This window comes from Comamonas sp. Z3, from assembly GCF_008121565.1.
Taxonomy (GTDB): domain Bacteria; phylum Pseudomonadota; class Gammaproteobacteria; order Burkholderiales; family Burkholderiaceae_C; genus Comamonas; species Comamonas brasiliensis.
Genome location: NZ_VOQU01000002.1, coordinates 133,322 through 145,586, shown reverse-complemented (window position 1 = coordinate 145,586; position 12,265 = coordinate 133,322). Strand labels below are relative to the sequence as shown.

Genomic DNA, 12,265 nt, shown 5'->3' with positions numbered 1-12,265 from the left:
CAAGCTGTCGTCCCCTCAGTCGATATGCGCGCCGGAGTCCTTGACCACCTGCTTCCAGTACGCCAGCTCGGCCGGCAGCATGGCCTTGAAGCTTTGCGGCGTGGACTCCACGCGCTCGGCGCCCAGAGTCTTGAGGCGCTCTGCCATCTCGGGCCTGGCCAGCACGGTCTGCACTGCCTGATGGAGCTTGTCCACCACCGGCTGCGGCGTACCGGCCGGTGCAAACAAGCCGTACCAGCTGATCACGGCCAGGCCCTTGCCCAGCACGGGTATCTCGGGTGCCAGCGATGTCGGCCTGTCGGACGCCACGCCCAGCACGCGCAGCTTGCCACTGCTGACAAAAGGCATCACGCCGGGAAAGCTGCCAAAGGTCACCGGCAACTGGCCGGCCACCACATCGGTGGCGGCTGCCGACGCCCCCTTGTAAGGCACATGCAGCAGGCTCACGTTCTTCTGCTTTTTCAGCATCTCGCCCAACAGATGGTTGAGCGTGCCATTGCCGGCAGAAGCGTATTCCACCTTGCCTGGATGCGCCTTGGCATAGGCCACCAGTTCGTCCAGATTTTTGGCCGGAAAGTTCGGATTCACCACCAGCAGATAAGGCGCGACGGCCAGCTGCATCACGGGAGTGAAATCCTTGATGGGATCGAACGGCACCCTGGAATAAAGCGCCGGATTGATGGTGTAGGCGCTTTGCGCCGTCACCAGAAAGGTGTAGCCGTCGGCCGCGCTGCGCGCCACCTGGCCCGTGCCCAGATTGCCGTTGGCACCGGCGCGGTTTTCCACGATGACGGGCTGGCCCAGCGAATTCTCCAACCCCTGCGCCACGGCTCGCGCAATCACATCGTTGGCACCGCCCGGTGCCTGGGGCACGACAAAGGTAATCGGCTTGGTGGGCCAGTTGCCGCCCTGCGCCAATGCTTGCGTCAGAGGAGCGGCCACCACGGCAGCCAGTGCCGCCAGCAGTAGCGGGCGACGTCGGGTTCCGGAGATAAAAACAGCGTTTTGCACAGCCTCGGTGCGCGCAGCTTCTTCAAACTTCATGGCAATAATTTCCTGTGGTGGTGGACATGGATGCTGCCAGCCCTCCACGCCGACCTGTCGTCCCATGCAACAAGCCATTCTTGCATCACTGACCAGGCGACCTGAACGGCACTCACTGTTCGGCCATCGTCTTTGGCAGGGGCTGCCTCCTGCAAATGCCGTGACCCAAAACCTGCCCGCAGCGGCACGGACTCTTCACAACAGCACCAGGCCCGGCGGCAGGCTGTCGCCCAGACTGCGCTTGTGATCCTCGGCCTCCATCTGCACCACCTGCTCGACCATGGTCATCCAGCGTTCGGGCGCACCGCTGTTGCGCATCTTTTCCAGCACCTGCGCTCTGATGGCATCGGGCAGGTCACGCGCGCGGTCGCCCGTCATGCGGGCCATCTGCACGGCGGCAAACATCGCGGTTTCGTTCCTGCGCCAGTCCTGGGCCAGCGTGGCGTTCAGGAACTCCAGCGCCGCCTCGGGCGGCATCACCAGATGGGCGTTCGCGGCCAGCGACTGGCGTGCCGCGAGGCGGCCTATGGCCCACCAGGCCTGCACTGTTTCATCCTCGCGCCTGAGGCGCTGCAGCATCCACTGCCCCATTTCCTGGCGGTACTGCCAGGGCACGGCCTCCATGGCCGCGAACAGCCGCAGCATGTCGTCATAGCTGCCATGGCTGGATTTGCCGCGCGTGTTCTGTTGCACGGCCTTCTGCATATGGCCGGCCACGTCTTCGAGCAGCTCCATCTGCCGGGCCTCGTTCAGACCCGCAGCCACGCGGCGCCAGAACACCCACCACTCCGTCCAGTTGGCGGCCTCTTTGGCATGACCCAGGCCCTGGCCATACAAGGCCCAGACCTGGTCTATGCGCCAGCCATCGAGTTCCGCCCCCACTCCTGGGCGCAGGCACCAGCCTGCAAGGTTGAACCAGACGCGCTCATGGTCGGCCGTGCGGCGGCGGCGCCTGGCACGGGCCAGCAGCGCATCGAACAGGGCTCGCAGCAGGCCCAGCTCCCAGCCCTCGCGCGGGCCGAGGATTCTTTCGAGCAACTGGCGCAGCTGGCGCACTTCCCGGGTCGTCACCGCCTGCGCCTGCGTGCCGAAGATGCGGTCCACCAGGGCCACGGCTTCGGGTAGCCTGGCCAGCAAGGAATCTGATTGCTTCTGGCCCTCAGCGCTTTGTGCATCTTCGTTGTCAGCGATGGTTTCAGAAGCCGCTGCACCGCGCACGGCGAATGGCAGCAACCAGGACCGGCCCGCGTCCTGCACGGCCACGCAGCGCACTTCCAGCGTGCCGACCTCGCTCATGCAGGCTTGCAGCTGCACCTCTACCTGGGCAGCAGCCCGGCCTTCGGGCGCGGGCAGCACCGTGGCCAGGGGCGGAAGCTCCACCCAGCCATCGCCGGCCAGCGCTGCAATCTGGCCGGCCTGCGCAGGTACATGGCTCTGGCTGTTGGCCAGCAAATTGAAGCGCACGGCCTGGCCCAGCTTGAGCGCAAAGCGCCGGCCCGAGAGCACCATGCGCACGCCCTCTTCCGTACCGCGCGGCAGCAGGCACAGGCCTTGCGGAGCCTCGCCCTTCTTGCCCGGCAGCAGCAGCCAGTAGCTGCGCGCCGAACCGCCGCCAATGCGCGGCACCACGGGTTTGACCACTGCTGACGCTTGCCCGGCCCGTGCTTCAGGCCGGTTGGGTGCAGCAATCTGAGCCGCCACCAGCTCGGCCTGATGGCGCGCCAGCCCATAGGCCGCCGCACCGCGCGCCACGGCCCAGTCCGGGTGCGGGTTGTGCAGCACGCGCACCGGGCTGCCGCGCCATCGGCCAAGCAGTTCCGTCAGACGCTGCACCATGGCATGGGCATGGAACACGCCGCCGTTGAGCAACACGGTATCGGGCAGCCCCCCGCTTGCATGCTGGACGAGAAATTGCGCCAGATGACGGCTGATGGCCGCATCGGCTGGATAGGGCAGACCAAAGCCGCGCAGCGCACCCTGCCGCCTGGCGGGCATATCGCTGATCTGAACGACCGGCAAAAAGCCGTCGACCACCGACTGCCGCACCTGCTCGCGGGTCAGCGTGACGCTTTGAGTCGCTGCCAGCAGCCTGCTGCCGCCCCCCAGCAAGGTAATGCCGATCTGCTCTGGCGCGTTCTGCGCCAGCAACTGCTCCTTGGCCATGCGGCAGCGCTGCACCAACTGGGCAAAGCGCTGTGCGGACAGTCTCTGGTTTTGCTCTCCGGACTTGGCCGCAAACGCCGTCTCAAGCTGATGGGCCAGCGCCAGATCCATGTTGTCGCCACCCAGCATCAGGTGCTCGCCGACGGCCGTGCGCGTCAGCGTGGGCAGGCCGCCGTCGGCCGATGCATCCACGCGGATCAGCGTCAGATCGGTAGTTCCCCCGCCCACGTCCACCACCAGTACCAGCCGGCTGTCCGCCAGTTGCGCGGCCAGCTCATCGCCCTGCAGCACCAGCCAGTCGTGAAACGCGGCCTTGGGTTCCTCCAGCAGCTGCACGTGCGGCAGACCCGCCATCTGTGCGGCCTCCAGCGTCAGCGCACGTGCGCCCTCGTCAAATGAAGCAGGCACCGTCAGCACCACGCTTTGCTGGTGCAGCGGCGCTTCGGGATGCGCTTGGTCCCATGCTGCTCGCACATGGGCCAGGTAGGAGCTTGAGGCCGCCAGCGGCGATATCTTGGCCACGTCCTCGCCGGCCCCCCAGGGCAGGATGGCGGCCGTGCGATCCACACCGGTATGCGAGAGCCAGCTTTTGGCACTGGCCACCAGCCGCCCCGGCACGGCTGCTCCCAGATCTCGCGCCCAGCGGCCGATGACGGCAGGCGCCGCTGCATCTGCGCCCTGCGGCGACCAGGGCTGCCGCCAGGCCTCGCCCAGCTCGCCCTTTGCCGCCTGGTAGCGCACCGAAGGCAACAGCGGCTGGGCCACGACCTCGCCTGCCGTGCTGCGCTGGGGAATGTCGAGCAGTGCGATATCGCTTGTCGCACCGTCCAGCGCAACGCTTGCCACGACCGTGTGACTGGTGCCCAGGTCGATGCCGATGACATAGAGGGGAGACGGTAAATTCATAGAGAGCCGAAAAACGCAGAACCCGGAAAACGCCATCCGGATTCTTGATCGTAGCAACTCTATGCAAGAAGCATTGCGAAATGGTACGAGCAGCCCGCCATCCCTGCGGTATCGGATCCTGCTCAGGACAATGGAGCGATAGGCACTGCACGCAGCTGTTCGGCCAGAAAATCCGCCACGTTGCGTGGCTCGCGCCCCAGCACAAGTCTGACGGTATCGGTCACCGCGGCCGCATGTCCCTCGCTCATCAGAGCAAAGAACTGGCCATGCACCCGAGCAATGAACGGGTCTTGCGCAAGCGCAGGCAATGGCGCCTCCACCCGAATCTGCCGGGACAGGTGGTGCGAGGCGATCTGCGCCAGTTGCTGCGCGCCCACCGCATGCCCACCTGTCAGCACCCACGGGCCGGGCGCGCGCTCGCGCATTTGGCGCACCAGCCTCTGATTGAGCAGCGCCTGCACGGCCACGTCGGCAATGTCCCTGGCATCGATATAGGACACAGCGGCGCCGATATGGTGGCAGCGGATCACATCGCCCTCGCGCAGATCGCCGGCCACCCGGCTCAGGCCCACCTGCATCCAGGCGTTGGGGCGCAGCACCACATGCGAGATGCCGCTGTCCTGCAAAAACTGCTCAACATGGCCATGGGCATCGCCAGACAGCGAGAGACCAGAAGGCTTTATCGTCCAGTCCGAACCCGAAAGCTTGACGATATGAGACAAACCGGCGGCCTGCGCGGCCTCGATCACGCGCGACTGCTGCGCGGCCAGCGCGGGGCCTATGGGCGAAAGCAGGAACAGGCTGTCCGCCTCGGCCGTGGCCTCGCACAAGGAGGCCTGTTCATCGAAGCTGGCTTCTGCAATCTCCACCGCATCACCCCATAGCGAGCGTGCCGTGGCGGCGCAGCGCACCAGCACGCGCACACGCGCATGGCGTGCCAGCAAACGCGGCACCAGCAACTGCCCCAGCCGCCCACTGGCACCGCTGACCAGAACTCTGGGTTCTGCTCTCTTGCTCATGCGCTGACAGCCACCTCGGGCCACTCGGCAGCAGCGGACTGCTGGGCGAGCAAGGCGGCCAACGGCCTCTGGTCCACCCAGTCCGCGAGGGAAAAGTCAGCTGCAAGGAATCCCCATTCGAGCAGAAAGTCCTTGAAATAGCCGATGGCATCAATCAGCTCTGGCTTCAGGCTGATGTCCAGATGGCGGTGCACATCGGGCCCATTGGAAGCCAGGATCGCCTCCTCGCTGGTGGCGATCTCCCTTGCTACAAAGCGCAGCGTCTCGTCGGGATGGGCTTCGGCCCAGCGGCCTGCGCGCTGCACCACGCGCAGCAGTTCCACCACCAGGTCGGGGCGTTGCCCGGCCAGGGCTGCATCCACGGTCAGCGTACGTGGCGTGCCATTGTTGATGCGCACACGCGGGTCGGGGTGACGGCCGAACTCGCTGACAATCTGGGCGCCAATCAGATTGGCCACCAACACCCCTTCGGCACCTTTGACAAAGATCGCATCAACTTCGCCGCGCACCAGGGCCTCGACTTCGCGGAAATAAGGGTGGCGGCGACGCAGACCGAACAGGCTGGGCGTACCCTGCTCCTGGATGATGGACTCCTCGATCACCAGGTCGACCAGCTCCACATCGCGATGGCTGAGGCTCGCCAGCGACAGGCCGGAGACCAGCCCCTTGAGTGCCGTAGCGCGGTGGAAGTCGATCAGGTCATTGACGCGGGCTGGTACGCCAAAGCGCCTGCCGACCAGTTGCTCGGGCGCATGAATGCCGCGACTAGGCAGCGTGATCAGCGCCTGGAATTCGTCGGTCCAGGTGATGGCGACGAGCCGGGTATCGCGCCCTTTGGCGCGCGCCCAGATCGGGGGAATATTGCCGCCCTGCCGGAAGGACCATGACAGATGATGGTCGAAATGGCTTTCTCGCACGCTGCGGTCCTTGGAGTCGAAAATCGACTCCACACCAATGCCCAGCTCAGCAAAGGCCGACTGCAGCCAGCCTTGCTGCGCGGCAATCCCCAGCGGGGACGGCACGGGGCAGCGGGTATACCAGAGGGATTGCGGCTGAGCCGCCGTGCTGTGGGTGGAACTCATGCGTTTCTCCTTGATTGAGACGGTGAAAGAATCAGGACGCCGCAAGCCACACGCTTGCCAGATTTCCGGCCACGCCGTCGGCGCCCACCGTGTGGTTGCGCACACGCTTGTCGACGATGGTGTAGATATGCGGCGCGACCAGAGTGATGTCCGGCAGATCGAGGGCGATGCGCTTCTGGAACTCGGCGATATCGCGGATGCGCTGCGGCTCGTTGACCTCGACGGCTGCGGACTCCAGCAAGCGGTCCACCTCGGGGCTGACATAGTGGGCTCCATTGGAGAAAGGAAGGCCGCGCTTGAAGTTCTTTGACCAGTACAGCCGCTGTATGCCCACGGTAGGGTCGAAGGTGTTGCTCATGGCGCTGACATGCAGATCGAAAGCACGATCGGTGTAGACGCGCTTGATGTAAGTGGCGAAGTCTTGGCCGTTGATCTGCACGTCAATGCCTATGCGCCCCAGGGCCTGCTTGAGAAAATCTGCCGTACGCTGGCCGCCCTCGTTGGGAATCGGCGTCAGATGCAGCCTGATGCGCCAATTGCCACCAGCCTTGCCGCGCCGCAGCCCGGCATCGTCCAGCAGCTTTTCGGCAGCCCTGAGGTCATGGGGCAGCAGGGGAAGGTCGGGCACATAGAATTTCTTGAGGGCGGGATGGACCGGCCCCGAGGTCAGCCGCCCCTGGCCGTACCAGGCGACCTTGAGCAGGTTTTCGCGCTGGATCGCGTGGGCAATGGCCTGGCGCACGCGCAGATCCTTCAAGGCCTCGTGCTCCAGGTTGAACTCCAGACGATAGACGGTGTTGATGTATTCATAACCCCGAGTCTCGAAGCTCAGGCCGGGCTTGGTGCGCAGGCGATCGACTTCGGAGAAGGGCACCGGCGAACTCGGAGCGATCTGCACCTGCCCGCTTTCAATCGCTGCCGTGCGTGCCGCTGCATCGGGAATGAAGCGTACGATCAGCCGGTCGATATACGGTTTGTCGCCATCCCAGTAATGGGGGTTGCGCTCGTAAATCACATGGCTGCCGCGCACCCATTCCTTGAACACGAAAGGCCCGGTCCCCACCGGTGCATTGTTGGCCGGATTGGCATCGGCACGCCCCGTGGCATACAGATGCTTGGGCACCATGGGCGATTCCGAGGCCGCCAGCGCCGTGATCAGATAGGGAATCGGCTTGCTTAGCTTGAGCACCACGGTGTGCGCATCGGGTGTCTGGACCTCGGAGACGCTGGCAAAAGTGGCGCGACCACGCGGATGGAACTCCTTGAGCAAGGCGATGGAATGCGCCACGTCGGCCGACGTGAACGGCTTGCCGTCATGCCATTTCACACCCTGGCGCAGCTTGAAGCTGTAGAGCAGGCCATCGGGGCTGATGGTCCACGACACCGCCAACTGGGGCTGGGGGTTGAGGTTGAAGTCATAGGTCAGCAAGCCCTCGGTGACCTTGCCCGAGATCGTCACTGACGAACCCGCCGTATGTGCAATTGTGGTCAATGTCGGCGGCTCGGGAAACAGCAGCAGCGTCAGCGTGCCGCCTTTTTGCGGCTTTTCCTGCTGGGCCCAGCCGACCGAGGGAACGATGGAGGACAGGCCGGAGGCTGCGGCGGCCAGCACAAAGCTGCGGCGCGAGGCCGGAGAAGAGTCGAGATCAGCGGACATGGTGAAGGCAGTCGGAGTGGAAAACAGACGGAGAGCGCGCTCTAGCGGCGCTGCAGGCCTGCGCGGCCGGCATTGCTGCGAATCAGGTTGTTGGGCGGTGAATGGATCTGGCTGCAAAGCACATTGCGCAGATGGCGCTCGAGCGGATTGCGACGCGCCAGACCATGGTTGCCGGCCAACTCCAGAGCCAGCGTGGCGGCACGCACGGCGTTTTCCACGGCGACATGCTTGGCCACTGCCGCCAGCCCGTCGGGAGCAGAGCCCGCGTCATAGGCGCGTGCGTGGCTGTCCAGCAGGCAGTCACTGGCCTGCAGCAGCACTTCGATCTCGCCAAACTTCTCCTGCACCGTGGGCAGCGAAGCCAGGGACGCACCGCCCAGTGCACTGGGGCGCCGGTGATTGAGAAAGTCGGCCAGCCAGTCGCGTGCAGCGCGCGCCGCGCCATCGTAGACACTGGCCACCAGACTGAAATACCAGGCAATACCATGCGCCTCGCGCTGCAGGCCCTGAGCGGCCGGGCGCAGGCCCACCGCATGGTGGTCGGGCACCCAGGCCTCTTCCAGCAGCAAATCCTGGCTGACCGTGGCACGCATACCCATGGGGTCCCAGGTCTCGACCAGACGCGAGCCCGGCGTGCCGCGCGGCAGCACAAAGCTGCCCAGGCGCGGCTTATCCTCGTCGGTCACCGCCAGCACGCTGATCCATGCCAGCAACGGCCCGCCCGTGACATAGATCTTGTGCCCGCTGAGCTGCCAGCCCCCTTGCACACGCCGGGCCCTTGTCGCAGGCAAACCGCCATGGGAGGGTGAGCCCAGCTCAGGCTCCACCTGGGCCGCATTGAGCAGCGCAGGCCCTTGCAGACTGGCAGCAATCAGCTCGGTCGCCAGTGCCGCAGACCATTCCCCCGAACCCGCCTGCTGGGAGCGCGCTATCGCCGCATGCATGCTGTAGTGCATGGACAGAATCAGCGCCACCGCAGGATCGCCCTGGGCCACGGCTCCGACCACGGCGCGTGCCGTCGCCAGCCCCGCACCATGGCCGCCAGCCTCTTTCGCAATCGTCAGGCGCAGCAGGTCGGCCTCGTGCAGCAACGCAAACTGCGGCGCGGGCGGTGCGCCGCTGCTATCGTGATCAGCGGCCAGCGCGGCCAGCTGCACGGCCAGCGCTGCGGCTCTGGCCACCAGCTCCGGCGCCTGCAGCGCGGTCACGCCAAGCGGTGCTGCGCCCCTGGCCTGGGCAGGCGAGAGATGCCCGCGCTCCATTTGCACAATTTCGCTCATGCCACGACCTCCAGGCTGTGGAGCGGCGGTGCCACAAAGCCGCCATGCGCGAGCTCGAACGCATGGGCAAAAGCGATCGTGGTGCGGTCCTCGAGATACGGACCCACGGCCTGTGCGCTGACGGGCAGTCCGTCGTCGTCCAGGCCCAGCGGGAAACTGGTCGCCGGCAAGCCGGGCAGTACGGGCAGTCCCGCCCAGTTGAAGAGCTCGCGAAACCCCAGCTGGCGCATGCCGTCGGCATACGCCACCGGAAAGCGGCGCTCCTCCTTGGGCTCCTGGTGCTGGTGCGCAAAGGCCGGCGTGGGGGCGACGGGGCTGAGCAGCACATCGAAGTGGGTGAACAGCTGCTCCCACTGATGGCGCAGGGCATGGCGGTGCTCGTTGTCCTGCAGCCAAGTCGCATGCGGCAGGCTGGGCGCTCGCAGCAAGGCCGCCTCGGCGCTGCGATCATCCGCCGCCAACTCGGCCAGGCGCTTGCGCTGGGCCGGCGACAGCGGCGGCGGATTCGCCACCGACGCGCCCAGCAGGCTGCGATAGGTGCGGTGCTGCTCCCCGAGGTCGGGGCGCAGTGCTGCCGGAAGATCGCGCCATAGCACGGGCGTCACGCCCTCGGCTTGCAACCGCCGGAGCAAGCGATCCATGACGAGCTGCTCGGAAAGACTGGGATCGGTCCCGGGCCAGGCGTCGATCACCAGTACGCGGAAATCCCTGAGCTGCCGGTGGCGCGCCGGTGGCAGCGTGAATTTCCAGCCCTTGGCCTCCAGCGGATCAAGGTTCAGCAACAGGTCCAGTGCCAATTCCAGATCCTGTGCGGTGCGCGCCAGCGGCCCGGCCACCGACAGATCACGTGCACTGAAGCGCCCCTGGGGCGCTCCGGCTCCGCGCATGGAGATCAGCCCATAGCTGGTCTTGTGCCCGAAGATGCCGTTGAAATGCGCGGGTATGCGTACCGAGCCACCTATGTCGGTGCCCAACTCGAGAGCCACATAGCCTGCAGCCACGGCAGCCGCGCCGCCACCCGAAGATCCGCCCGGCGTACGCTGCAGATCCCAGGGATTGCGGCTGGTGCCGTAGATGGTGTTGTAGCTTTGCAGATCAGCCAGGGAATGCGGCACATTGCTCTTGCCGATGAGCACGGCTCCCGCCGCGCGCAGCGCAGCCACGGCCAAAGCATCCTGGCGCGCGATATTGTCCTGGAAGTCGGGGTTGCCCACGGTGGTGGCCAGGCCGGCCACGTCGAAGTTCTCCTTGACCGTGATGGGCACGCCCAGCAACGGTCTGCGCTCGCCGCGCTGCAAGGCGGCATCGGCCTGCAGCGCATCGCTGCGAGCCTGGGCCACGGCGCGCACGGGCACTGCATTGAGTTGTGCCTCATGACACTCCATGCGCGCCAGCGCCTGCTCCAGCAGCGCCACGGCCGTGACCCGGCCGTCGGCCAGGGCCTGGGCCTGCTCGCGTGCACTGGCAAAGACCAGGGATTCAAGCCCGTCATCGGCCGGCGTGGGAAGGGAGAGATTCACGGCCGTCATTTGCGGGGCTCCAGCCAGAGATCGGAGAAGTCGCCTGCCGTCAGGTCGATGCTGTTGTTGAGCCCGTGGACGCGGGTGCTGTGCACGCGCAGTGCCGATGGCACGGTGGCCAGCGGATAGACGGGCAGATCCCGTCCCACGATCTGCTGGATCTGGCGGAACTGTGCGGCACGCTTGGTCTCATCCACCTCGACCGCCGCCTGACGAAATAGCTCATCAACCTGTGGGTTGTTGTAGTGGGAGGCGTTGATCCAGATCAGTGGGTTCTTGATACCGTCGGACCAGTAGATGCGCTGCACCCCCACCGAGGGATCGAACAGCCGACCCAGGCCGTTGATGTTCAGATCGAACTCGCGTGACGTATAGACGCGCTTGAGAAAAGTCGGCAGATCGCCATCGAGAATGTCCACCTTGATGCCCACGCGGTTGAGTGCGGAGCGCAGGTACTCTGCCGTCTGCTTGAACTGGGCACCTGGGATATAGCTGAGCCTGAGGCTGAAGCGCTGGCCGCTGGCCTGGCGTGGGTAACCTGCCGCGTCAAGCAGCTGGTTGGCGCGGCTCACATCGAAGCCATACTTGAAGCTGCTGTCGTCGTAATAGCCGGCGAGCACCTTGGGAATCGGCGAGTTCACCAGTTCCGCCTGCTTGTAGTAGACGTTGTTGACGATGAACTGGCGGTCCACTGCATGCGCGATCGCATGACGCACCTCGGCCTTGGCCAGAGCCGGGTTCTCTACATTGAATTCAAGAAAGGACGCATTGTTGAGAAAGGCGTCATAGCTGGCGTCCAGCTTGAGCGCGGGCTTTTGCAGCAGGCGTCCGAGATCGGCCAGACTCAGGTTCTGGGCGATATCGGCCTCGCCTGTTTCCACGGCCGCAGAGATCGCCGAGGGATCGCGGACAAAGCGGAAGACCACGCGATCCACATGGGGCACGCCCTGGCGCCAGTAGTTCGGATTGCGCTTGAGGATCACATGGCTGCCGCGCACCCATTGCTCGAACACAAAGGGACCGGTGCCCACGGGGGCCGTGATGTTGGGGCTTGCCAGCGGATCTGCATCGCCGTAGCGCCGGGCCGCAACGATGGGTAGCTCTGCCGACGACAGCGACTTCAGCAGAAAAGGCGCCGGTCTGGAGAGCACCAGCACGGCCGTGTGGGGATCTGGCGTATCCACACGCTCCAGGCTCTGCAGCGTGATGCGGCCGCGCGGCCCCAGCCTTTTCTGCGTCAGCAGCGAATAGCGTACATCGGCCGAGCTGAAATCCTGGCCGTCATGGAACTTCACTCCCTGGCGCAGCTTGAAGGTGTATCTGAGGCCGTCAGCGCTGATGCTCCAGGATGTGGCCAGCAACGGCTGGGGTTTGAACTGAGCGTCATAGCGCAACAGGCCTTCGGTGATCTTGGCACTGATATCGCGGTTGTCGGTCTTGGTGTCCAGAAACGATACCAGCGAGGTGGGTTCCTGGGCGACCACCGCAGTCACCGTGCCCCCTTTGACGGGTGTGGCCGGCGTCTGGCCATGGGCGCCCGCAGTAATCACGGACAGCAGAGCCCAGAACATGGGCTTGTAAATGGTATGCATGG

8 protein-coding genes are annotated in these 12,265 nt (G+C 65.3%); all 8 read right to left on the bottom strand.

Annotated features, from left to right (window positions below; translation table 11 throughout):
- Nucleotides 1-15: 15 nt before the first annotated feature.
- Nucleotides 16-1,044 carry a tripartite tricarboxylate transporter substrate binding protein gene (locus tag FSY59_RS05330; RefSeq protein WP_043376045.1) on the bottom strand — a complete coding sequence of 343 codons (1,029 nt, stop codon included), beginning with the start codon at nt 1,042-1,044 and terminating at the stop codon, nt 16-18.
- 195 nt (nt 1,045-1,239) lie between these two features.
- A complete protein-coding gene (locus FSY59_RS05325; RefSeq protein ID WP_148728635.1) occupies nt 1,240-4,113 on the bottom strand; it encodes an Hsp70 family protein in 2,874 nt (957 codons plus the stop codon).
- 122 nt (nt 4,114-4,235) lie between these two features.
- Complete coding sequence (locus tag FSY59_RS05320) at nt 4,236-5,132, bottom strand: NAD(P)H-binding protein (RefSeq protein ID WP_148728634.1); 897 nt, start codon at nt 5,130-5,132, stop codon at nt 4,236-4,238.
- Nucleotides 5,129-6,214 (bottom strand): ABC transporter substrate-binding protein, encoded by a 1,086-nt coding sequence (locus FSY59_RS05315; RefSeq protein ID WP_148728633.1) that lies wholly within the window; start codon nt 6,212-6,214, stop codon nt 5,129-5,131. The genes FSY59_RS05320 and FSY59_RS05315 overlap by 4 nt, the downstream gene beginning before the upstream one ends.
- A gap of 31 nt (nt 6,215-6,245) precedes the next feature.
- On the bottom strand, nt 6,246-7,871 hold the full coding sequence (locus FSY59_RS05310; RefSeq protein ID WP_148728632.1) for an ABC transporter substrate-binding protein: 1,626 nt from the start codon (nt 7,869-7,871) through the stop codon (nt 6,246-6,248).
- Nucleotides 7,872-7,912: 41 nt separating this feature from the next.
- Nucleotides 7,913-9,151 carry an acyl-CoA dehydrogenase family protein gene (locus FSY59_RS05305; RefSeq protein ID WP_148728631.1) on the bottom strand — a complete coding sequence of 413 codons (1,239 nt, stop codon included), beginning with the start codon at nt 9,149-9,151 and terminating at the stop codon, nt 7,913-7,915.
- Nucleotides 9,148-10,680, bottom strand: a complete 1,533-nt coding sequence (locus FSY59_RS05300; RefSeq protein ID WP_148728630.1) for an amidase — start codon at nt 10,678-10,680, stop codon at nt 9,148-9,150. Before FSY59_RS05300 ends, FSY59_RS05305 begins: the two co-directional genes overlap by 4 nt.
- Nucleotides 10,677-12,263: an ABC transporter substrate-binding protein gene (locus FSY59_RS05295; RefSeq protein ID WP_148728629.1), complete on the bottom strand. Its 1,587-nt coding sequence runs from the start codon at nt 12,261-12,263 to the stop codon at nt 10,677-10,679. The genes FSY59_RS05300 and FSY59_RS05295 overlap by 4 nt, the downstream gene beginning before the upstream one ends.
- Nucleotides 12,264-12,265: the final 2 nt, after the last annotated feature.

Bases quoted from the DNA above. Each gene is read 5' to 3' on its own strand.
- FSY59_RS05315 (WP_148728633.1), bottom strand. From the start codon at position 6,214: ATGAGTTCCACCCACAGCACGGCGGCTCAGCCGCAATCCCTCTGGTAT.
- FSY59_RS05330 (WP_043376045.1), bottom strand. From the start codon at position 1,044: ATGAAGTTTGAAGAAGCTGCGCGCACCGAGGCTGTGCAAAACGCTGTT.
- FSY59_RS05325 (WP_148728635.1), bottom strand. From the start codon at position 4,113: ATGAATTTACCGTCTCCCCTCTATGTCATCGGCATCGACCTGGGCACC.
- FSY59_RS05310 (WP_148728632.1), bottom strand. From the start codon at position 7,871: ATGTCCGCTGATCTCGACTCTTCTCCGGCCTCGCGCCGCAGCTTTGTG.
- FSY59_RS05305 (WP_148728631.1), bottom strand. From the start codon at position 9,151: ATGAGCGAAATTGTGCAAATGGAGCGCGGGCATCTCTCGCCTGCCCAG.
- FSY59_RS05300 (WP_148728630.1), bottom strand. From the start codon at position 10,680: ATGACGGCCGTGAATCTCTCCCTTCCCACGCCGGCCGATGACGGGCTT.
- FSY59_RS05295 (WP_148728629.1), bottom strand. From the start codon at position 12,263: ATGCATACCATTTACAAGCCCATGTTCTGGGCTCTGCTGTCCGTGATT.
- FSY59_RS05320 (WP_148728634.1), bottom strand. From the start codon at position 5,132: ATGAGCAAGAGAGCAGAACCCAGAGTTCTGGTCAGCGGTGCCAGTGGG.